16 protein-coding genes and 2 tRNA genes are annotated in these 21,703 nt (G+C 43.2%); 6 read left to right on the top strand and 12 right to left on the bottom strand.

The window, feature by feature from the left end; translation table 11 throughout:
* Window positions 1-173: 173 nt before the first annotated feature.
* From ACT3S4_RS11225 to ACT3S4_RS11255, 7 genes are all read right to left on the bottom strand, one after another.
* Window positions 174-848 (bottom strand): 50S ribosomal protein L25/general stress protein Ctc, encoded by a 675-nt coding sequence (locus ACT3S4_RS11225; protein WP_045443278.1) that lies wholly within the window; start codon window positions 846-848, stop codon window positions 174-176.
* A gap of 422 nt (window positions 849-1,270) precedes the next feature.
* On the bottom strand, window positions 1,271-2,218 hold the full coding sequence (locus ACT3S4_RS11230) for a ribose-phosphate pyrophosphokinase (RefSeq protein ID WP_045452669.1): 948 nt from the start codon (window positions 2,216-2,218) through the stop codon (window positions 1,271-1,273).
* 110 nt (window positions 2,219-2,328) lie between these two features.
* Window positions 2,329-2,404: transfer RNA gene (locus ACT3S4_RS11235), tRNA-Gln, on the bottom strand.
* Between the two features lie 243 nt (window positions 2,405-2,647).
* Window positions 2,648-2,723 (bottom strand) — tRNA-Gln (locus ACT3S4_RS11240).
* Window positions 2,724-2,890: 167 nt separating this feature from the next.
* On the bottom strand, window positions 2,891-3,853 hold the full coding sequence (gene ispE, locus ACT3S4_RS11245) for a 4-(cytidine 5'-diphospho)-2-C-methyl-D-erythritol kinase (RefSeq protein ID WP_444761074.1): 963 nt from the start codon (window positions 3,851-3,853) through the stop codon (window positions 2,891-2,893).
* Between the two features lie 232 nt (window positions 3,854-4,085).
* Window positions 4,086-4,718 (bottom strand): lipoprotein insertase outer membrane protein LolB, encoded by a 633-nt coding sequence (gene lolB, locus ACT3S4_RS11250; protein WP_444761075.1) that lies wholly within the window; start codon window positions 4,716-4,718, stop codon window positions 4,086-4,088.
* Between the two features lie 156 nt (window positions 4,719-4,874).
* On the bottom strand, window positions 4,875-6,824 hold the full coding sequence (locus ACT3S4_RS11255; RefSeq protein ID WP_444761076.1) for a tetratricopeptide repeat protein: 1,950 nt from the start codon (window positions 6,822-6,824) through the stop codon (window positions 4,875-4,877).
* Window positions 6,825-7,375: 551 nt separating this feature from the next.
* Here ACT3S4_RS11255 and hemA point away from each other — a divergent pair.
* The 4 genes from hemA to ACT3S4_RS11275 all read left to right on the top strand — a co-directional run bounded on the left by hemA (window position 7,376) and on the right by ACT3S4_RS11275 (window position 11,649).
* The gene (hemA, locus tag ACT3S4_RS11260) at window positions 7,376-8,731 is read left to right on the top strand and encodes a glutamyl-tRNA reductase (protein ID WP_444761077.1); all 1,356 of its coding nucleotides are present in this window, start codon (window positions 7,376-7,378) and stop codon (window positions 8,729-8,731) included.
* Window positions 8,732-9,398: 667 nt separating this feature from the next.
* Window positions 9,399-10,532 carry an aminotransferase class V-fold PLP-dependent enzyme gene (locus ACT3S4_RS11265; protein WP_193216837.1) on the top strand — a complete coding sequence of 378 codons (1,134 nt, stop codon included), beginning with the start codon at window positions 9,399-9,401 and terminating at the stop codon, window positions 10,530-10,532.
* Between the two features lie 161 nt (window positions 10,533-10,693).
* Entirely contained in the window at window positions 10,694-11,131 is a 438-nt protein-coding gene (locus ACT3S4_RS11270) for a YeeE/YedE family protein (RefSeq protein WP_193216838.1), read from the top strand.
* 98 nt (window positions 11,132-11,229) lie between these two features.
* The gene (locus ACT3S4_RS11275; protein ID WP_193216839.1) at window positions 11,230-11,649 is read left to right on the top strand and encodes a DUF6691 family protein; all 420 of its coding nucleotides are present in this window, start codon (window positions 11,230-11,232) and stop codon (window positions 11,647-11,649) included.
* 127 nt (window positions 11,650-11,776) lie between these two features.
* On the opposite strand, the gene ACT3S4_RS11280 is transcribed toward ACT3S4_RS11275, so the two are convergent.
* On the bottom strand, window positions 11,777-13,441 hold the full coding sequence (locus ACT3S4_RS11280; RefSeq protein ID WP_444761078.1) for an AMP-binding protein: 1,665 nt from the start codon (window positions 13,439-13,441) through the stop codon (window positions 11,777-11,779).
* Window positions 13,442-13,874: 433 nt separating this feature from the next.
* Between ACT3S4_RS11280 and ACT3S4_RS11285 the strand changes: the two genes are divergently transcribed.
* Window positions 13,875-16,010 carry an FAD-dependent oxidoreductase gene (locus ACT3S4_RS11285; protein ID WP_444761079.1) on the top strand — a complete coding sequence of 712 codons (2,136 nt, stop codon included), beginning with the start codon at window positions 13,875-13,877 and terminating at the stop codon, window positions 16,008-16,010.
* 144 nt (window positions 16,011-16,154) lie between these two features.
* Complete coding sequence (locus ACT3S4_RS11290; RefSeq protein ID WP_444761080.1) at window positions 16,155-17,111, top strand: hypothetical protein; 957 nt, start codon at window positions 16,155-16,157, stop codon at window positions 17,109-17,111.
* A 31-nt stretch (window positions 17,112-17,142) separates the two neighbouring features.
* Here the strand turns inward: ACT3S4_RS11290 and ACT3S4_RS11295 are convergent, their stop codons facing one another.
* The 4 genes from ACT3S4_RS11295 to ACT3S4_RS11310 form a co-directional block, all read right to left on the bottom strand.
* Window positions 17,143-18,045, bottom strand: coding sequence for a tetratricopeptide repeat protein (locus ACT3S4_RS11295; protein WP_444761081.1), 903 nt, complete (start codon window positions 18,043-18,045; stop codon window positions 17,143-17,145).
* A 62-nt stretch (window positions 18,046-18,107) separates the two neighbouring features.
* Window positions 18,108-18,677 carry a hypothetical protein gene (locus ACT3S4_RS11300; protein ID WP_296240910.1) on the bottom strand — a complete coding sequence of 190 codons (570 nt, stop codon included), beginning with the start codon at window positions 18,675-18,677 and terminating at the stop codon, window positions 18,108-18,110.
* A 3-nt stretch (window positions 18,678-18,680) separates the two neighbouring features.
* Window positions 18,681-20,018 carry a PAAR domain-containing protein gene (locus ACT3S4_RS11305; protein WP_444761082.1) on the bottom strand — a complete coding sequence of 446 codons (1,338 nt, stop codon included), beginning with the start codon at window positions 20,016-20,018 and terminating at the stop codon, window positions 18,681-18,683.
* A gap of 220 nt (window positions 20,019-20,238) precedes the next feature.
* Entirely contained in the window at window positions 20,239-21,258 is a 1,020-nt protein-coding gene (locus ACT3S4_RS11310; RefSeq protein WP_444761083.1) for a lipoate--protein ligase, read from the bottom strand.
* Between the last annotated feature and the right edge of the window lie 445 nt (window positions 21,259-21,703).

Consider the following 21,703-nt stretch of genomic DNA (forward strand, 5'->3'; position numbering starts at 1 on the left):
TAAATGAGGCATAAGGTTTGCGATTATGCTATTTATTCATAGCATATCTGTTATTTTTCAAACCTTACTTACAAAAACAGCAGGAGATATTTATCACCTGCTGTTTTTTGACTAAACAAACCTTGTATTACATAGCAGACGCTAGATTGCGTGCTCTATGTAACTGTGGTTTATTATTCGCCGTCTTTGTCTTCAGTACCTTGCTCAGTCGCAGGTACGTCGGCAGCATCAACTTCTTCAGCGTCTGCGTCAACTTCTTCAACCGTTGGTGGCTGCATGTTAACGATAGTACGGTCGTGAGCATCTTCCATGTCAAGATCAAAGATGATAACGCCTTCAGGCAGTTTGATGTCTGATAGACGGAATAGATCACCGATTTCCATGCCTGATACGTCAATTTCTAGGTATTCAGGTAATTGTGATGGTAGGCAAACGATTTCGATATCAGATACTAGCGTTGATAGAACACCACCAGCTTTAGTACCAGGCGCTTCTTCACGACCAGCAAAATGCACAGGAACGTTCATGTTGATTTTCTGACCTTTCACAACGCGCTGGAAATCAGCATGCATTGGGAAGCCTTTAGCTGGATGGCGTTGCAAGTCTTTGATAACCGCTTGATGCTCTACGCCATCAACATTGATTGTCAAAATGTGTGAGAAGAACGCTTCGAATTCAAGTGACTTTACTAGCTCGTTGATCTTGATAGAGATAGACGTTGGCTCTTCGTTACCACCATAGATGATAGCAGGAACTAGGTTCTGCTTACGTAGGCGGCGGCTCGCACCTTTACCTTGTTGCTCAGCAGAACGATCAACAGCGTTTAGTTCAAAATGATTAATGCTCATGGATATAATCCTATAAAAAGAATGATGAAGTGTCTGGTCATAAAAAAGTGGATTTGCGACCAATCCACTAATACGTGATGATAGCTAACATTTATGATTACTAATAAAATTCACAATTGATAAATGTAGCCATTTGCTCATCATAACGATTTTTTGGATAGTCATTATCATGACAATCGTTACTTTTGGGCATGATCAGCACTTTTGAGAATGCCAACCTAATTAAATCGAACAAATGGTTGGCACAGGCGCGCATTATACGTGATTTTGTAGTAATAATAAAGACCTACGCAAAATGACTGTGCAGCACCAATAGGCAAAAAAAGCGTCAAGTAAAGATACTTGACGCTTTTTTTTAAACTTAAGCAGTGTTTTATAACGAGCATTGCTAACAGAAAGTAGAGCGAGTGCTCATTAAAAGTCTAAGCGTCAAACATGGCGCTGATAGATTCTTCGTTATTGATACGGCGTAAGCTTTCAGCAAGCATCGGTGCGATACTCACTTGGCGGATTTTGCTACAGGCTTTTGCCGCTTCAGACAATGGAATCGTATCGGTAACAACGACTTCGTCTAGTGCAGATTCGCTGATATTTTGTAGTGCGTTGCCTGATAGGACAGGGTGCGTAATATAAGCCAATACGCGACGTGCACCGTTTGCTTTCAATGCTTCAGCTGCTTTACATAGCGTACCTGCGGTATCAACCATGTCATCAACGATGACGCAATCACGGTCACGAACATCGCCGATGATGTGCATGACTTGCGACTCATTGGCACGGGCACGGCGTTTATCGATAATCGCCATGTCAGTATCGCCCAACTGTTTAGCCATAGCACGCGCACGCACCACGCCGCCCACATCAGGTGAAACAACCATGATGTTGTCGTAATCTTGTTTTTGTAGGTCGTTAAGCAATACAGGCGTGCCGTAGATATTGTCTACAGGAATGTCAAAGAAGCCTTGAATCTGATCTGAGTGCAAATCAACCGTCATCACGCGATCGATACTCACGATGTTTAGCATGTCAGCGACGACTTTAGCAGAGATAGGCACACGAGCTGAACGAGGGCGACGGTCTTGACGGGCATAACCGAAGTAGGGCATGACTGCTGTGATGCGACCCGCACTAGAGCGACGCAGCGCATCGGCCATCATCATGATTTCCATCAAATTGTCATTGGTTGGTGCACAAGTTGGCTGCATGATAAACACGTCTTTACCGCGCACGTGTTCTTTGATTTCTACGGCGATTTCGCCATCAGAAAAACGCGTGATGTCAGCTTTACCAAGAGGTATATGGAGATGATCGGCTACGGTTTTTGCTAATTCAGGGTGGGCATTACCCGTAAAAATCGCCAAATAAGGCATGACAGAAGTCCTATTGATTGACTCAAGCAGCGACCGCTAAGCAGTGTCAAACTGCTCAAATTCAGAAAAGAGTGGTGAAAAGTTTTGATGACTACTATTACAGTAAAAAATGGCAGGGGTAGCTGGACTCGAACCAACGGATGTCAGGATCAAAACCTGATGCCTTACCAACTTGGCTATACCCCTGTAATGTCTAAGCTGTGTACGTCGATATCTAATAGTAACTTTTAATAAAAGCCATTGTTAGAATAGCGTCACGACCTGTTCGCTATATTATAAACGGATAAACCATTTAAAACATAACTTTCCCTAGCGGTGTTCATTGCGAACTATACCGAAACTGGGATGACGTTGTCAATGTCAATAAGATAAGCGGCTATTTATAAACCACCTATGATCACTGCATATCAAACGCTTCGTACTAAAAAATGGCAGGGGTAGCTGGACTCGAACCAACGGATGTCAGGATCAAAACCTGATGCCTTACCAACTTGGCTATACCCCTATTGAGGCGACCTATTATAATTAAATTTTCAGAATTTGCAAGTCATTTGCGGCTTTTTATGGCGTTTATTGAAAAATAGGTTAAAAACAAAACGAATATTGGGTCAATAAAACGCTTTACGTTGTATCTATAATCATTTTATCTTCGCACTACAGCTCAAATCTAACTCATAGATTACGAACTAAATAGGCAGAACAAGGCGCCTCTTCAATCCACTTTTCTAAAAGTGCTTTGTCAGTAACCACGCTCGCATCCAAAGGTAAAAACACTGCGCTACCAGAGCCGGTCATTCGTGCTGTGCCGAGTGCTTGCGCCTCTAATCCTTGTAAGTAACGTAATGCTGCGCTGACGGCAGGAGCAAGACTGGTCACCACTGGCGTAAAGACATTTTGATAGGGCGTGGTCAGAGTTTGTACATAGTCAGCTTGTTTATTTTTAATTGTCTCAACCGATAGCACAGCGATATCTCGTTGTAGCTTGGGATGCGCGAACAGCTTGGCAGTATTAACGTGAGCATTGGGCGTCAATACTAAATATTGCTGGTCGGGCAACTTGATTGCAGTTAACTGATCTCCAATACCCATCGCAATCGCATCTTGCCCAAAGATAAAAATCGGCACATCTGCGCCAATAGTGGCAGCAATTTTTATCAGCTCATCTTGAGTCAATTTTAGCTGCCAAATCTCGTTAAGTGCAAGTAAAGTCGTCGCAGCATTGGATGAGCCGCCACCCAAGCCTGCACCCATCGGTAAATGCTTATCTAAAGCGATATGCACTTGTGCTAACTGCTCAGGTAGAGTGTTTGACTGTATGGCAGACGCTAGCAATACACGCGCTGCTTTAAAAATTAAGTTGTCTTCTATATCGGCAGTTATAGTCTCTGCACCAGCCAATATTACAAGTTGGTGACAGAGCTCATTGGCATCTAAGGCATTATCTACCGTAGAAATCACCACATCATCCGTGACTGAAAAATGCAAATAATCGCCCCAATCGAGCAAGCGAAAAACGGTTTGTAAATTATGATAGCCGTCAGCCCGTTTGCCAGTAATGTGCAAAAACAGATTAATCTTTGCCGGTGATAAGCGGGTGATGGTGGAAGTAGGCGTAGCGGCTAGGTTTTTAATCATAGTTCTTAATGATTGTTCTCAGTGATAGTTTTTAATTATAACTTTTCGCCATAATGATCAGCCATAGACAGCTATTTTAATAAATATTGACGATCTGATAGTTATAGTCAAGTTCATACAAATCCGCTACATCGTCAGCTTCGCTAACCATACCTATGTATAGCTTGCACTAGGCTTCCTTGTATCGGAATCATTTGAATTCAACTATATTTATTCATCATTCAATGACGTCTTAATGATTGATCGTCATTACTACCTTATTGCCTTGTGGCAGCACAGCACTGATTTTATTTGGTAATTTATCAGACCCTTTATAGGTGAAGCTTGCGGTCCATTCACCATTGACTGAGCTGATTAAACGATTCTGATCATCGAGCTGTGGTGCGCTATCGGAAGGCGCCGGGCGACCAGATATCCAATAGGGCATTTGTGAAATAGGCGCTTGCCATCCTGTGGCCTTTTTGAGCAAAGTCTCAGGATCATCAGCAGTTAAGGTACCTGTTTTTTCGCTGACTAAAGTGGCGGTTTGACCATTATACTCGATGTTGGTTTTACCAATACCGAGCGCACCGATCAGCTCAATGGCAAAGCGATCATTCTGCTGCCCCCATGCATAGAACGCACTACCACCTTGAGTGCCTGTGGTGTCATTGGCGGGCATCGTTACACCGATTTTGCCAGTGATATTAAAGTTCTCAAGCTTTTGCGGTGGCTCAGCGTTTTGACCTTGTAAAGTCGTGCTGGGTTGGTTAGTAGCGTTGGCTGTTTTTAGTGATTGACAACCAGACATGATGACGAGCGCGGTTGTCACGGCAGCGAATAGCGCCAATTTATTAGGCTTATTAGCATGGACCAATACTGACATGATGTTTCCTCAAAGATAGACAAATTTACGAAATCATTGTTTCGAAAATAGATTAGCTTAATGGTTGTATGTTACTCAGTTATGCGTGGCTGTTAGTATCTTATGAGTGCCTTGTAATCATAGCACGCAACGATTTGTCCACTGTAAAACGGCGGGTCAGTAAAGCTGTATGCGGTCATTGATATTGTGTTGCCCAAATGAGAAGCGCTGCTGCAAGTCTGCGAGTAATGCCTCGACTTTTTCATTGTTACCTAAACCTTGATAAGCGCGCAGCAGTAAGCTGCCAGAGCGCAAGGTAGGAAACACATCGTAAGGGGTTTGCAGGTAGTCGATGACTTGTTGGTAGTTTTCATTGGCCAATGCATTGCCAGCCAGCACATTCAGCGCTTGCAGGTGCAGCTCATTGTCATAACGTGGGTCATCATAGCGAATTTGAATGATGGCGGTAGCCAATGCCAATCCTTGTTCAGAGCTGCGTTCATTGGCTAGCAATAACTGCGCGTAACTGAGCTGGTAGGAGAGGTTGGTTGGGTCAAGTGCTTGCAGATGATTGAGCAAGGTACGCTTAACGATATAGTCGTCTTTGTCGTCAAGGAGCTGGGCGCGTGCAAACAAGAGCATCTCATTATCAGGATACTTGCGAGCAGCTTTGGTTAGTAGGCGCAGGGCTTCTTCGGACTCATTTTGCTGCCATAAAATATCGGCTTGTAGCACAAAGGTATCTGGCGCAAAGACGTTAAAGTCTTTACGCAATTTTTCTAAAGTAGCAATCGCCGCATCTACATCGCCGTTGAGCAATTCAAAAGCCACTACTTTTCTACGAGCCTCTAATACCAAGTCTTCTTGCATGACACCGTTGAGATAGTATTTGGCTTGGTCAAAGTGCTGCTGACGCTCGGCACTGATACCAAGATAATAATAAGCTTGATCGAGGTAAGCGGGGTTTTTTGCGAGCATGTTGAGTAGCTCATCGGCACTGTTATATTCTTCGATGTCTAAGCTCACCAACGCAGCCAACAGAGTAATCTCGGCATCATCAGCAAAGCGACTATGGGCATCCAGCAATAACTGCCACGCTTCTTGGCTTTGCTTTAAGTCAAGTAAGTAGCGAATCTCGTACAGATAGAGACTTTTACTATCGGGATTACGCAGGCGTGCTTGGCTCACATAATTGACGACGGTTTCAGCCGTGACGATTTTGCGCAGTATGTCTGCCTTTAGCGTAATAAAAGGTACATAGTCAGGCTGGCGTTCTAGCGCCCGATTGATATGGACAATGGCAATCTCAGGCTCGTTAAATTGGTAAAGCAACCCTGCTTTCAATACCGACAATGAGGCATTCTGCTCGCTATCTAGTGGTTGCAAAGCGGCAAGTAATTCACGTTTGTCTTCATCATTGTTTGGATAGATACCGATAAGGATTTCGCTTAAGTCCGCTCGAGGATCATAAAGCAAAATACGATTCAAGGTTTCACCAGCTAACAGATAATCGTGTGCTCGCAGGGCCAAATGCGCCACATAAAACCAAGCAGGCACGTGATCCGGATTTTGGTCTTGCCATGACTTGGCAAATTGTAACGATTTCTCAACCCTTTCAGTGCGTAAAGAAAGGCTGAGCGCTCTTTCAAATACGGCAGTTGCATCTTCTTTAAATGCTTGCTGTTTATAGATGGTAATCGCTCGTTGTCTATCACCGCGATCTGCTGCGAATTCTGCATCAAGCAGCGCATACAGGCTAGGCTCTTTGAGTTCAGGTTGCCACAAGGTAGTTGGCGCTAGCCCATTAATATTGGCGACATTTCCTATTGGTTGTGTATTGGCAGGAGCAATTGCTGGTAGCGTTGAGCGGCTATTATCAATGCCGTCGCTACTGAATGCCTTGTCGTTCTTATCAGCAATGGATATTTTGGGTACGTTGGTTTCTAGCGAGATATCAGGACGACTGGCATGAACGGAAGATGATCCTAAGCATAAGCAAAAGGCTAACGACAAGGTTAGCTTATAACGTTGGCACAGACGTTCGATAACCGCATGCAATAGCGCGCGCAGATTAGATTGGTCGTCATGTGCAAGTTGTGATCGAAATAATGACCCAAAAAAAATCATAGATAACCGTATTCGCCCATTGTTCATCTATATCGATAAGACAATTTTATTTTAATCATTTTAAACTAATTATTGGTAACGAGTACCCATGTCTGACATTATAAAAGCAGACTGATGGGATAAACAATAGTGCCCGTGTTACTCCGTTATTAATAGCAGCCGCTCTACCAAATCTTTGCTAACAAAGTAGGACTGGCCAATAACCTGTATCAACGGGGTCTTTCATTGGTTGTAAATATTAGCCTAAATATTGTGAAAATATAACAAGTTAACGTCAAGTAAGCGAATGATTTCTATCCATTTCTATAAGCGCTCGTTAAAACATAGATATTGGTTTTAACAATCGTATCGGTAGTTGATTTGTTACTCATGTGCCCAGATACAAGCAAATAGCTATCATCGATAGCTGAGTGTTAATTAAAGCTGGCAATAATGATATAATAAGCGGCTTTTAGAGTCTTCCTTCCAGCGCTGTCGTCTACAACTGTCTTTTAAAAATAATGAGATAGCGTGGGCTGGCAGGTGAGCGTCATGTTTATGGTCTATCAATAATGAGATTAGTGGTCATTGGGGTCAATCACAAAACTGCACCAGTCGTTCTAAGAGAGCGCTTGGCGCTTGTGGGTGACGATGTGAATATCGCGCTCAAACAATTAGAGGCCTTTACTGATGGCAGTGTGATTGTTTCTACTTGCAATCGTACGGAAATCTATGCGCTTGTGCCGCAGCTAGTAGAATCGCAAGATGTTCCCTCTATGTCTGCCAATGGCGCGGTCGGTGCTCAGACATCTTCGGCGGCCATTAGTGATCATATCTTAAAAATTAAAGCGTGGCTTGCTGACTTTAAGCAGTTGTCACTGTCTGAGATTGATCCCTATCTTTATGTGCACCGTGATACTCATGCGCTGACCCATTGGCTTAGGGTCGCCGCAGGGCTTGACTCTATGATATTGGGTGAGCCGCAGATACTCGGTCAAATCAAGCGCTCAGTACAGCTCGCGCAAGAACAAAAAGCCCTGAGTAATCAGCTTGGCTGGATTATCGATCAAGTATTTGCTGCTGCCAAACGCGTACGTAACGAGACCCAAGTGGGTGCTCAAGCAGTATCGCTTAGTTATGCGGCCGCCAAATTGGTGACGCAAATATTCGATGATTTGCCCAGTCGCACATTGCTGGTGGTCGCGGCAGGCGAGATGAACCGTTTGGTTGCCACCCACATTGCTGGGCTTGGTGTAGGTCGCGTGATTATTTGCAACCGCAACCCTGAGCGCGCTGAAGCGCTGGCAGTGGAGCTGCGCCGCGCAGGTCACTTGGTAGAAGTCAGACCTTTGCAAGAGTTACCACAAGTTTTAGCAGAAGCAGACATCGTTAGTAGCTGTAGCGGTAGTATGGATGTGTTGATCGATAAAACCATGACTTTGCGGGCGCTGAAACATCGTCGTTATCAGCCCATGTTGATGATTGACTTAGCCGTACCGCGCGATATTGACTCGACCATTAGTCGTATCGATGATGTTTATCTCTACTCTGTCGATGATTTACAACACGTGATCGCTGGAAATATCGAACAGCGTAGGCAAGCAGCAGTCGATGCCGAACTGCTCGTTAGCCAATTAGTCGTTGAGATGGATCGCAGCTTTCAAGTACGCCAAGTCGGTAAAGACATTCAGCAGTATCGCGCGCATACGCAGGACCAAGTAGATAAACTCCTGCATGAATCCATTGCCAAGCTACAACAGGATAATGCCAGCCCTGAAGATATTATCATTGAGCTGTCACGCCGTTTGACGCAGACGCTAACCCACGCACCATCGAAGCTTATGCGCAAGGCTGCCCGTGAAGGGGATAGTGAACTGCTAGACTTTGTAGTATCTGGGCTGCAAGAGGCTCATCGCGGACGTCGATAGTTATTATTGACTGATCAAAAAAACGTAAGTGGCGCAAACCTTATTATTGCGCAAACATATCGTTGTCAACCTGCATTATCAGTGCTAATATCAAGCTGTTATGAATATATTAAGTGATGATAATCTTTTGTTATACGCGAGCGGTTATTCTCCAAAACCTTAGTGTATATGTTCTCGCTTGATGCCTATTCATCTCATCAGTTGTTAGTGACCATTATTAGCCTACCACCGCGTAGCCCCTATAAATGGCGCACCTGTTCTGTACGGATTTGTCTAAAATCAATAAAAACACGGCGTGCAAAACACAATCACCAACGGCAATAGCGCTAGGATAAAGTGCTATATCGTCAACCCTGCGTCATGCTCTCGACTATTACCCCATATTAATATTCAGTTAATACTACCCATAGTAGTATCTAGCTGCTATGCAATCTAACGACTATGCTATTGGTCAGCAATGCTATTTGATAGCCATATTATTTAACAAAAACGTTATTTCACACCCATGTTATCTAATTAGAAGCATTATTTGGCTAAGTTGGCGAACAGTAGGTGTCTAGATTGGTTAGCGTTATTAAGGCAGGTTGGTTTAAGAGAGTATCTGGATTTTGCTATAGCCAATGCTTGAGAAAAATTAAACTATCTAACTATAAACTAGGAGCTTCCTATGACTGCATTACGTCAAGATATTGATCCAAACGGCTTATTAGAATACTCAGTGGTCTATACTGACCGCGCCTTAAACCACATGTCAAAAGTCTTTCAACAAGTGATGAATGACCTATCTAGCGACCTAAAATCCGTGTATAACGCCGAAGCAGTGGTCATTGTACCCGGTGCTGGTACTTATGGAATGGAAGCCGTTGCGCGCCAATTGGCCAATGATGAAGATTGTCTCATTATTCGTAACGGTTGGTTTAGCTATCGCTGGACGCAAATTTTGGAAAAAGGCAAAATCGCCAAGTCGTCTACGGTATTGACGGCACATCGTGAAGAGGGTGAGTCACCAAAACCATTTGCCCCCGTTGATATCGATGAAGCCGTTGCTAAAATTAAAGCAGAGAAGCCAGCAGTGGTCTTTGCGCCGCACGTCGAAACCTCATCGGGTATTATTTTATCATCAGACTATATCAAAGCGCTAAGCGCGGCTGTACATAGCGTTGGCGGTTTATTGGTCATTGATTGTATCGCTTCAGGTTGTGTGTGGTTGGATATGAAAGACTTGGGTATTGACGTTCTCATCAGCGCCCCGCAAAAAGGGTGGAGCAGCACTCCGTGTGCAGGCTTAGTCATGCTAAGCGCTGCGGCAATCGAAAAAGTAGACAATACAGAATCAGATAGCTTTAGCTTAGACTTAAAGCAGTGGTTAAATGTCATGCGTGCCTATGAAAATGGCGGTCACGCTTATCATGCCACCATGCCAACCGATAGCTTACGTCAATTCCGCGATACTATTTTAGAGTCAAAAGAGATAGGCTTTGATACATTGTGTGATGCGCAGTGGCAATTGGGCAACCGTATTCGCGAAGTATTAGCAGCCAAAGGCATTGAAAGCGTTGCGGCAAAAGGTTTTGAAGCGCCAGGCGTCGTGGTTGCTTACACCGATCGTGATGATATGCATAAAGGCAGTGCGTTTGCCGAAACAGGCATGCAAATCGCTGCTGGTGTACCGCTAAAAGTTGGTGAGCCAGATAACTTTAAAACGTTCCGCTTAGGTTTATTTGGTCTAGATAAATTGACTGATGTAGACGGAGCGGTACAGCGTTTTGAAACTGCACTTGATGAAGTGTTGGCGAAATAATATCTTTATCTCGTAAGATGTTCTTTAAGTAAAAAGAATACTGAGCCCGTGTAACGAGGGTTCAGTATTTTTTTACCTATTTATTATATTTTATAATATAATGTATTTATGTAAAGCGATATTCAAAACTGTTTTGATAAAAATTGGCTTAGGTAAATATTATGAGTATACAAATAGATTGGCAGGCCTTTACGCCAATTTCCTTGGTAGGCGGGCTGATGCTGGGCGTTGCAACGGTCATCTTGCTATTGGGTATTGGTCGTATTGCGGGTATTAGTGGTATTTTCTCAAGTCTTCTTAAGCCCAAGCGCGTCGAGATGTGGCAGGTGTTATTCATACTTGGTCTTGTTATCTCGCCATTATTTTATGGTCTGGTAAAACCGTTGCCCGATATAGAGGTTAGTAGCTCTTTGCCACTGCTTATTGGGGCAGGATTACTGGTTGGTTTTGGGACACGTTTGGGTTCAGGTTGCACCAGTGGGCATGGTATCTGCGGTAATGCGCGACTGTCGCCACGTTCGATGGCGGCGACGGTGACCTTTATGTTGTTTGGTATTTTGACCGTTTATATTGGTCGTCATGTCTTGGGTTTGATTTAAAAACCACATAGACAGTACGTTGCGAAGATAGCGATGACTATTGTTTATATCGGATGGTTACAACCGCTTGGATTAACACATTAGGTGCGAGAAAAAACATGCTAAAAAATATAATTGGATTACTGGCAGGGTTATTATTTGGCTTTGGACTGCTGATATCAGGCATGACCGATCCTATTAAAGTACAAGGCTTTTTGGACGTCTTTGGTGCATGGGATATTTCTCTGGCACTGGTAATGGGTGGCGGTCTAATGGTGGCGATAGTTGGCGTGCAGTTGGCTAAGCGTCAAAAAACCAGTTGGATTGGGTCATCAATTGAGATGCCAACCAAAACCACCATTAATAAAAAACTGCTGATTGGCGCGATGCTATTCGGCATCGGTTGGGGTTTGGTTGGTATTTGCCCAGGACCTGGTATTGTGCTGCTTGGTACAGGACAATGGCAGGCTTATGTCTTTATCCCAGCGATGATAGTCGGGATGTTGGTGTATCAGTGGCTAGAACCTAAGCTTAATTAACATTGGCTTGGTTTTTTTAGCGCAATAAAAGGGTCAGCCTAAATGTATTAGACTGACCCTTTTTTATCAATGATGCTTCATTAATATTAACGATACTTCCGTATTATTAAGGCTTAATGATAAAGTCTTACTTGGCGCTTGCCGTTACTTTTGGCATTTCGTGTGCTAATGACTTGGCCGCTTGACGCAGCTCAAATTTTTGCACTTTACCGGTGCTGGTCTTTGGGATTTCAGCAAAGATAATATATTTGGGTACTTTAAAGCCCGCCAAATGCTGCTTGCAATGTTCCATCACATGGTCGCGCTGCAAGGTGCTACCTTCATGAATCTCGATAAAGGCGACGGGCACTTCGCCCCATTTATCGTGCGGCGCGGCGACGACAGCGCAGCTTTGGATTTCTGGCATTTTATATAAAACGTTTTCGACTTCGATACTAGAGATATTTTCGCCACCTGAGATGATGATGTCTTTAAGCCTGTCCATGATTTTTATATAACCATCAGGATATTTAATGCCCAAATCACCAGTACGGAACCAACCGTCAGCAAAGGCTTCCTCGGTCGCTTTACGGCTTTTTAGATAACCTTTCATTACCATGTTACCGCGCAATGCTAGCTCGCCCATTTCTTCGCTATCCGCGGCAACTGGCTCCGTGGTGCCTTGTTTAAATAGCTCAAAGCCAGTCATCAAATGTGACGTTACACCCTGACGTGATTTCTTTTGCGCACGAGCAGCGATATCCAGCTCATCCCATTCTTGCTGCTCAGCGCAGACGGTGACCGGACCATAGACTTCGGTAAGACCGTAAACGTGCGAGATATGAAAGCCCATTGCTTCCATGGCGGCGAGCATGGTTTCAGATGGCGGCGCACCAGCGACCCAGCCTTTGACTCCATGATTGATGGCGTCTTTATATTCAGGCTTGCCGCCAGCAATCATATTATGCACCACAGGCGCTGAGCAATAATGCGTGACTTTATATTTGGCAATCAGCTGCAAAATCAAATCAGCGTCAATCTTGCGCAAGCAGACGTTAACGCCCGCACGTTCGGCAATCGTCCACGGAAAGCACCAACCATTACAATGAAATAATGGCAGTGTCCATAGATACATCGGGTGCTTGGGCATATCCCAATCTAAAATATTGGAGACAGCGTTGAGTGTCGCGCCGCGATGATGATAGACCACGCCTTTTGGCTTACCCGTCGTGCCAGAGGTATAGTTGAGCGCGATAGCATCCCATTCATCGAGTGGCTTTTCCCAATTATCCAAACTGTCTGAGCTGGTGATTAATGCTTCGTAGCTCATTTGCCCAAAACGTTCAATATCGAGCGCCGCATCGGTCGCATGAATCACGATTAGATTAGGAAAGGCTTCATCGATAATTTCAGCATGTTCAGCAAACTCGCTGTCTAGAATCAACACTTTGGCTTCAGAATGTTGTAGGCAAAAGGTCAGGGCGTTGATATCAAGACGGGTATTAAGGGTGCAAAGTACCCCGCCTGACATCGGTACACCAAAAGCGCACTCGATCATCGCTGGGGTGTTTGGCATCATGACTGCGACAGTGTCATTTTTATCGATGCCTAATTTGCGTAGCCCATCCGCCAATTGACGACAACGGTCATAAGTCTGTTGCCACGTTTGCATGAGGTTATTGTGTTCTAAATCGTCATAAATGATGGCAGTTTTATCGGGATAGACCTGAGCACTACGGATAATAAAGTCGATAGGGGTAAGCGGTTGATGGTTGGCAGCATTTTTGCCGAGACCTGTGTGGAAGTCTGTCATGGGGATAGTCCTTTATCTTGCTGTTATAATTCGGTGAATACGCTACAAACCTGCTATAAAGTTGGCTTCGCTATTTATCACTGCTTGCTAAGCTATTAATATTTTTGCTGACCTTCCTTGTAGCAACTCGCCGATAGGTGACTCACGGTAAATATTTGTTCGTCCATTATAGACAATGCTCTGTGAAAAGCGAGTATGTTTTTAGCGCTTGCTTATATTGAATCACATGATCAATTAGCCTAATGCACATAGTGTTCACTCATCAGTCGCTTGTCTGCATAGCTGATGATAATAGCGGTGTGTTACGATACTAGTGATGTTAAATCCTATCGCTTAACTATTTCTAAAAGCCTCATTTTTAAAAATCTTAACTTTTAAAAAGCCCGGCCAGCTTTAATAAGCATTTCCACAAACCATTCATAAGGAAAATGATATGTCCGCCAGCCGCACTGCCAATACCATTGAGACTGCTAGCACCAATGAACACTATCCGCATTTATTTGAGCCATTAGACTTGGGCTTTACCACACTGAAAAATCGCATGGTCATGGGCTCAATGCATACGGGTCTTGAAGACCGTTTTTATAACTACGGCAAACTAGCGGCGTATTTTGCTGAACGTGCCAAAGGTGGCGTGGCGATGATGATTACGGGCGGTATTTCGCCCAATCGTGAAGGGTGGTTGCTCCCTGCTGGTGGTACCATGAATAGCAAAGCGGACGTGATTAACCATCAACGAGTGACCCGTGCGGCGCATAAATATGACAGCAAAATCATCATGCAAATTTTGCACAGCGGTCGTTACGGCTATCATCCATTTGTTGTCTCCTCTAGTCCAATAAAATCACCAATTTCACCTTTTAAGCCGCGTAAGATGAGCATTAAAAACATCGAACAAACGGTAAAGGATTATGCCCGTTCGGCTAAACTTGCCAAGCAAGCGGGTTATGACGGTGTGGAAATCATGGGCTCAGAAGGTTATTTGCTCAATCAGTTTTTATCGCGTCATGTGAATCAACGTACCGACGAATACGGCGGTGATATTCAAGGTCGTATGAAGCTGGCGGTCGATGTCGTCAAAGCCGTACGCGAAGCTGCTGGTGAAGATTTCATCATTTTATTCCGCTTGTCAGTGATTGATCTGGTCAAAGACGGCAACGTGATGGACGAAGTTATTACCGTTGCCAAAGCGCTAGAAGAAGCGGGCGTGACCATCATGAATACCGGTATCGGCTGGCATGAAGCGCGTGTACCGACGATTGTCACCAGCGTACCGCGTGCCGCTTTTGTAGATTTCACTGCTGAAATTAAAAAGCACATCAGTATCCCAATGATGGCGGCCAACCGTATCAATATGCCAGAAACGGCAGAAGAAATCGTGGCTAGTGGTCAGGCGGATATGATTCAAATGGCGCGTCCATTTTTAGCCGATGCCCATTGGGTCAATAAAGCCAAAGATGGTCAAGCCGATCGTATTAATACCTGTATCGCCTGTAACCAAGCTTGTCTCGATCATACTTTTGAAAATAAACGCTCGACTTGTCTGGTCAATCCACAAGCGTGTTATGAGACAGAATTGGTTTATAAGAAAACCAAAAAACCTAAAAAAGTTGCCGTCATCGGTGGCGGTGTCGCTGGCATGTCAGCCGCTCATGTCGCCGCACTACGTGGTCATGACGTCACGTTATTTGAAGCAAAAGACATCTTAGGCGGGCAGTTTAATTACGCCAAAGTCATCCCTGGTAAAGAAGAATTCTTTGAGACCATTCGCTACTATATCAATGAGCTTGAGCACTTAGGCGTTGAGATTAAACTCAATACCAAAGTCGATAAAGCCATGCTTGAGAAAGCCAAATTCCACCATGTCATCGTCGCAACGGGTGTTGTCCCTAGAAGCCTAGCTGGCAAGCTGGAAGGCGCGGATTTGCCACAAGTAATGAGCTATGCTGAATTACTCTCTGGTGAAAAATCAGTTGGTGATACGGTTGCCGTCATCGGTGCTGGCGGTATTGGCTTTGACGTCAGTGAATATCTGACCGCCAAACATGGTCAGCCGCTTGATGAGCTAGGCCCTGAATTACTAAAAGATCCAAGCTATCGTCCAAAAGCGCAGTCAGTTAGTGAATGGCGTGAAGAGTGGGGCGTGACTAATGATACCAACTATCAAACTGAGGGTGGACTGATTAAGCCTGAAGCCATTAAACCTATCCGCCAAGTGTACTTGATGCAGCGTAGCAAAGGTCGCTTGGGCAGTGGGCTGAATAAAACCTCGGGCTGGGTACATCGCGCCCATGTCAAATCACATGGCGTCATCCAAGTCTCAGGCGCCCAGTACGATAAAATCACAGCCGAGGGTATTTGGATCACCAATAACCAAGGTCAAAGCCAGCTGCTCCGTGTCGATAGCGTTGTGGTCTGTGCTGGTCAAGAGTCGGTCGTAGAGCTGATGCCAAATGTCGGTGATGCACCAGATGCGCAATACCATCTAATCGGTGGCGCAAAACTGGCGGCTGAGCTAGATGCTAAGCGTGCCATAAGAGATGGGGCAGAGGTTGCGGCAGCGATTTAAGGTTTAGTTCAGAAGTAATGAGAGCGGCAAGATAGATTATCTTGCCGCTTTTTTTGTTAGATAATATAGACTTGCTCAGTGTATAGATGATCGTAAAAAGCTATAAGTATCTTTAAATTACTATTTGGATAAAGGCTAAGAGGTATGAGAAAGGAACACTTTCAATTTGGTGACGTAAATTTTAAATGGGGTGATAAGGTATCTGATATAAAAGCTCAGCTTCCTGAAAAAGATACGGTAACGCATTCTTATGAAGAAAACTATATGCCTGAAACAGTCACTATAAAATTGTCTGAAATGTGGTCTCTTAAAGTTGCTTACTGTCATTTTAGTGCAGCAGATGATGACCGATTGATAGATTCAATATGGATCAGCATCCCAGCACAACTATTTAATAGACAACCAGTGATTAAAAAGCTAATAGCATATTTAGGATCAGAGTCAAACTACTCCTCCGATAGCCATTACTGTAGTGGCAACGTAGTAGAACACTGTGAATGGATATTTGATAATTGTGTCATTGGCGTTAGCATGTATGGTGGCGTACGAGAGGAAGACGACGAAAGAATTATTGGCTGTTTATCTATATCATTAAGTGATGTAGAGCTTTTAGATTCATTGTATTCAAAGCCTATACGTGATGTGGAGTATAAAATGGCTGACGAGGTTGATATCAGCACTATCCAATCTTTTCAGACACAGCAAGCACAGAGTATGCGACGGTCAAGGGAAAGAGAAGAGTTTCCGAACCATCCTGCGGCTTTCGTTATCCGAGCATTTGATGGGCTGCACAAAGACATACTTTTTCAAACCCCATTACTTGTTAGCTCAATCATAACTGAATCTGAAGTTTGCACGTGGCAATCTATGACAGGAGATTATTATTTATCGAACTATTGGCAAACTGTAAAACTAGAGAATGATATTTCATCTAAGTGGACTAATCTATTACCCACTAAGTCTTTTGGTGTCTGCTATGCTTCGATAGGAGGTCTGCTAATTATTGATGAAGATAGTAGATCTGAGACAAAAGTATTTGTTGAGCATATTGAAAAAATAATTAAGTCTAAGATAACGTATCACGAAACATATGACTGTTAGGTTACCTAAGTTGATATCTGGCTCGTCATTATCATTGGCTCATATCTTCAATATCACCTAATGTGAGACCAGTTTCTTGGGTGCTATAAATAACGATACCTGTATCATCGATTTTACCATTCATAACCAATCTACCTATTCGATTGCTTGCTTCTTGGTTTCCCTGATCAGCAGCCTTTTTGTACCACTCAAAAGCTGTGTCATAGTCTTGAGGGACGCCATAGCCATTCTCGTAGAGACCACCAATATTAAGTTGTGCCACATCTAGTCCTTGGTCAGCCGCTTTGGTATACCACTCAAAAGCTTTGTCATAGTCTTGCGTCACACCATAACCGTATTCGTAAAAATTACCAATATTATTTTGAGCGTCAAAAGATCCATTGTTAGCTGCTAATAGATACCACTGCATTGCTTTTTGATAATCTTGTTCCACACCAATACCTTCATGATACATGACGCCTATATGATGCTGAGCGTCGGCGTCCCCTTGGTTAGCAGATCGTTGAAGCCATTTAAATGTTTTTAGATCATCTTTTTCAACAGTGATACCTTCATGGTACATAACACCGAGATTGAATTGAGCTTTAGAATACCCTTGGTTAGCAGCTTGTTGGAACCACTTAAATGCTTTTTTATAATCTTTCTCAACAGCAATACCTTCATAATACATAGTACCGAGATCATATTTAGCAGGAGCATAATCTTGATCAGCAGCTCTTTTAAATAGGCTAAAAGATTTTTCATAATCCTGAGGAACTGAGTTACCCTCATAGTAGGCAAGGCCAAGTTCGTATATCTCAGCAGGAGTGCTTTGATTTGACAGTATAGGAGTGTTTGATGACTCCGCTGAACAAGCAGAAACGATTAATATATTTGATAATAAAGTAGCTAATAGTAAAGACTTAATTAGAGTAGTAGTTTTTCTTTGATACATTAGATATCCTTTTAACAGTTTATTTTTTATATGTTCTCGTTATTAAATTTTAGAAAGTGATACTAATTATTTAGTTCTATATCGCTAGAATTCTCATACTGTTCTTCAATCAAATCATAACAAGGTGAACTATAGTCATAGAGAAGTTCAATCAGTGTTCTAACTTTAGTAGACTTGTAATCAGGGTCTTTTTGCATATCTGTCATATACAAAAGTATAGTGGCTTTATCATTGCATAAGATTTGGATATTTTTAGCTATCTCATCAGATTTTACTGTAACTAAAGCTGTATAATCGTGCTTTTCCATTCGATTAGTCATATCTGTCCAACCTCTTTCGATCAGACTATGTTTTAGCCTTAATAATTTACCTTCATTAAAGTCGTAACCGTAATACCAAGAATAAAACCAAACCTCACGGTTAGTATAATCATACTCACTTTCATCAAAGTTTAGAAAGATCGCGATTTTACTCATTTCGGAAAGCAACCAACCTTCCTTCTCTGTTAGTTCTTGTCGATATACTTCAAGCTCTTTGTTCGGTTCTGTTTTAATAGATAATATGAAGAAAACAAAAACGAAAGCAATAAATAAGATATGGGATAACTTGTATTCTTCACCTCTTATTTTCACTGATTATTTTCCTACATACTTGATTATATTTCTTGCAGAGTTGTATTTCATGTTAGTTGCTTCTTCCATATTTGTAGAGCCTTTACTAGCACCAATAGAAGAGCTGCCATTAGAACCTTTAATGGTCCAACCTTTACCAACACTACCGCTTGCTGCAAAGGTCGTACCATCATCAGTCGTTTCAATGGCAGCAGTTGCTGGACCAACTTCAATAGAATATGAATGTCCTTTACCTGATAGGATGGCATCTGTAGCTCTAGCGTCATCTTTAATGTTACTACTTATAATACGTCCAACCCCTACCTGAACACTAATGGATGGCGCCTTATTAGTATTGACATTAGCATTTGCGATTGCAGGTTCATATACTTTTCCGTTATGAACGTTTACAGACATTCCTATATCAATACCAAAATGTTTAACGCCTGCGCCACCTGCTATATATACAAAGTCTACGTTCGATCTTTGACCGAATCGTAGCATGGCAGTTGCTGCCGAGGCCTTAGTTCTTTGGGGAAAATCCTTTAATCCAGCTTCTATAATACCAAGATTAATAACCATGGCATTTTTAGTGTGCTTAGCAACACCAACTGTGTCTTTTACTAATTTATTTCCTCTATCTTTGTACCCTTCTGCAGTTGAATTTAAGCTTTCAGATATGCCTTTACTAACTTCATCTGCCAGTGCCATTGCTTTGTTTTGATTACCTTCTTGTTCATACCAAGGAAGATTAGAGTTAACGCCATTGCTCTTAGATTTTTGCTTTTTAGACATCATCCGATTTTCAGTGGAATCCCACTGCACATTAGGGTTATGGGGGTTATAATCTCCAAATCCTGAGATATTTGCTGATAAATTACTCGGGTTATCTGCTAAGTCGTAACTACCTAAATAGTTGCCTTCACTATCAAACTCATCGACTTTGATATTGCTAGCGTTATTTTCGGAATAGAGCTCAAGGACTTCAACAGCAAAGTGAATCTCTTCAGGTTCTTCCTCATCATTCTCTACAAATGAACTACTCATATCCGACTTCGGAAACTGCAAAGGCGCTGCCTGCGCAATACTGCCCACCTCAAAGTCAGACTCCGCAAATGACTGCTGAATCGCAATCAGCTTAGCGCCGCAGCTGGTCACATCACCGCCGCGAGCAATAGGCGCACCATCAACGATAAAGGATGCATCACCACTAACAATAGTGGTGACCTTTTTGCATTTTTTACAGATAACTTTATCGCCTTTACGCGCGACAGGGATGCCGTTATGAGTGGTGTGCGGTGAACCGGAGATGACCGTCCCACCGTGAGAGGTCTTTGCGCCGACGGTGATATAGGCTGCCATAGTGCTACCTTGCTTAAACGTTTAAAGTTTGGACTTTTATAGCGGATCTATTATTTGCATCACATTATAGATGGCAAAAGCGCAAAATATCAAACTTAAGTTTATCTAAAGGCATGGTTTATACGGCAAGGTCAATCAGCATAAAGCATAAAAGCATTTGAGCAATCGGCTACAAAAGGAAATTGCGTCCTTTTATTCATTGTTAATAACAAGCAAAAATCTAACCTTCCATCTCTCCAATTAGCCACACAGACACGTCATCAATCTGCGCTGCCAACTCAGGATGCGCTTTGCCTAATTCATCGAGCTTGGTTTTAATATCGCTTTTATTATATTTAACGTTAGTCAGTGTGTTTTTTAACAGGTCAATCAATTCAACGTTTAGCGCATCAGAGAAAATGACCACTTCGCGTATCACCGCCTGCTTCACATCAAGATGCAAATCAATAATGCCCCAATCAAAGCGCGTCTCAATATGATGGGTAAATTCAGGCGTCTTGCCAAAGCGCCAATCCCAATCTGCCATTTGCTCATAGTATTTATTTAATGATGGCTGCTGCGCGAGACTGGCTTCATCCAACGCTTCTATTGGCGTAGTGTCGCCATAATCTTTGTCGCGATAGTATTCACAAAACGCTTCGATAATTGCCTCGGATAAAGTCTCGTGATTGATGTCTTCATTAAACTCAACCAAATTGGCGACGCGAGCGCGGACAGATTTAATGCCTTTTGCTTTCAGCTTAAGCGGATGCGGATTGAGATAATCGCCTAGCTTTTGCATGTTGGCATTTACGAGTAATGTCCCGTGATGAAAGCTACGATCCGCCGCATGTTTAAAGGCGCTACCTGATATTTTCTTATCACCGACTTGCATGTCATTACGACCTGATAAATCCGCGTCTATGCCTAACTTTTTTAGCGCATTGATGATGATGGTGAAGTTCGCGTCTTGGTCGTAGTCATCTTTGGGCGATAAAAAGGTAAAGTTGGTATTGCCCAAATCATGAAACACCGCGCCACCGCCGCTCTGCCGCCGCGCCAAAAACACCTCGTCGGCTTCCATCTTATCGATTTTGCATTCTACCCATGGGTTTTGCGAGCGCCCAATGACCACGGTCTCGCTATTGCGCCATAAAAATAGCGTGTGCGAGTCGGGGTCGAGCGTATTAAATATCCAATCCTCGGTCGCAAGGTTAAACCAAGGGTTGGTCACGGCAGATTTTAAGATGCGCAGTTTCATTATCTATCCTTTTTCTCGAATGAATTTTCTAGATTGAGTGTTATCAATAGGGATTGCCATTCTTACCGATGCAAGGTTGGAATTCAATGGGGGTGTGGTAGGAAGGATGGTTTCGGATGCTTGTATATTGTGGTGTAGCGGGGAGTTTTTATGGAGATTTAGAGGAAAAGTGTTATAGATTTTGACGAATAAGTATTTTCTGTAGCCAATCCTGCTATCCGCTTGTATCTAACTTGTCGATGGCGTGCGGACTAGGTTGTCTCGTGGCGTTCCAACATTCGAGCGACCACCCCAGCATAGTCCGCAGCGCCATCATCTGCGTTAGGATACCGCTACTATCAGGGCTAGCGGAGATATCTTCTATTTAGTAAATATTAATCGTGTTTTACATTACGTTTGTTATACTAATATTAGTTTTGTACTATTGTGGACTGTTACTTTAGAC

The sequence above is a fragment of the Psychrobacter sp. AOP30-A2-5 genome (assembly GCF_052378115.1).
GTDB lineage: Bacteria > Pseudomonadota > Gammaproteobacteria > Pseudomonadales > Moraxellaceae > Psychrobacter.

What these genes read in the sequence shown, in the direction of transcription:
- ACT3S4_RS11225 (WP_045443278.1), bottom strand. Translation starts at nt 848, where the DNA reads ATGAGCATTAATCATTTTGAACTAAACGCTGTTGATCGTTCTGCTGAG.
- ACT3S4_RS11230 (WP_045452669.1), bottom strand. Translation starts at nt 2,218, where the DNA reads ATGCCTTATTTGGCGATTTTTACGGGTAATGCCCACCCTGAATTAGCA.
- ispE (WP_444761074.1), bottom strand. Translation starts at nt 3,853, where the DNA reads ATGATTAAAAACCTAGCCGCTACGCCTACTTCCACCATCACCCGCTTA.
- lolB (WP_444761075.1), bottom strand. Translation starts at nt 4,718, where the DNA reads ATGTCAGTATTGGTCCATGCTAATAAGCCTAATAAATTGGCGCTATTC.
- ACT3S4_RS11255 (WP_444761076.1), bottom strand. Translation starts at nt 6,824, where the DNA reads ATGATTTTTTTTGGGTCATTATTTCGATCACAACTTGCACATGACGAC.
- hemA (WP_444761077.1), top strand. Translation starts at nt 7,376, where the DNA reads ATGAGATTAGTGGTCATTGGGGTCAATCACAAAACTGCACCAGTCGTT.
- ACT3S4_RS11265 (WP_193216837.1), top strand. Translation starts at nt 9,399, where the DNA reads ATGACTGCATTACGTCAAGATATTGATCCAAACGGCTTATTAGAATAC.
- ACT3S4_RS11270 (WP_193216838.1), top strand. Translation starts at nt 10,694, where the DNA reads ATGAGTATACAAATAGATTGGCAGGCCTTTACGCCAATTTCCTTGGTA.
- ACT3S4_RS11275 (WP_193216839.1), top strand. Translation starts at nt 11,230, where the DNA reads ATGCTAAAAAATATAATTGGATTACTGGCAGGGTTATTATTTGGCTTT.
- ACT3S4_RS11280 (WP_444761078.1), bottom strand. Translation starts at nt 13,441, where the DNA reads ATGACAGACTTCCACACAGGTCTCGGCAAAAATGCTGCCAACCATCAA.
- ACT3S4_RS11285 (WP_444761079.1), top strand. Translation starts at nt 13,875, where the DNA reads ATGTCCGCCAGCCGCACTGCCAATACCATTGAGACTGCTAGCACCAAT.
- ACT3S4_RS11290 (WP_444761080.1), top strand. Translation starts at nt 16,155, where the DNA reads ATGAGAAAGGAACACTTTCAATTTGGTGACGTAAATTTTAAATGGGGT.
- ACT3S4_RS11295 (WP_444761081.1), bottom strand. Translation starts at nt 18,045, where the DNA reads ATGTATCAAAGAAAAACTACTACTCTAATTAAGTCTTTACTATTAGCT.
- ACT3S4_RS11305 (WP_444761082.1), bottom strand. Translation starts at nt 20,018, where the DNA reads ATGGCAGCCTATATCACCGTCGGCGCAAAGACCTCTCACGGTGGGACG.
- ACT3S4_RS11310 (WP_444761083.1), bottom strand. Translation starts at nt 21,258, where the DNA reads ATGAAACTGCGCATCTTAAAATCTGCCGTGACCAACCCTTGGTTTAAC.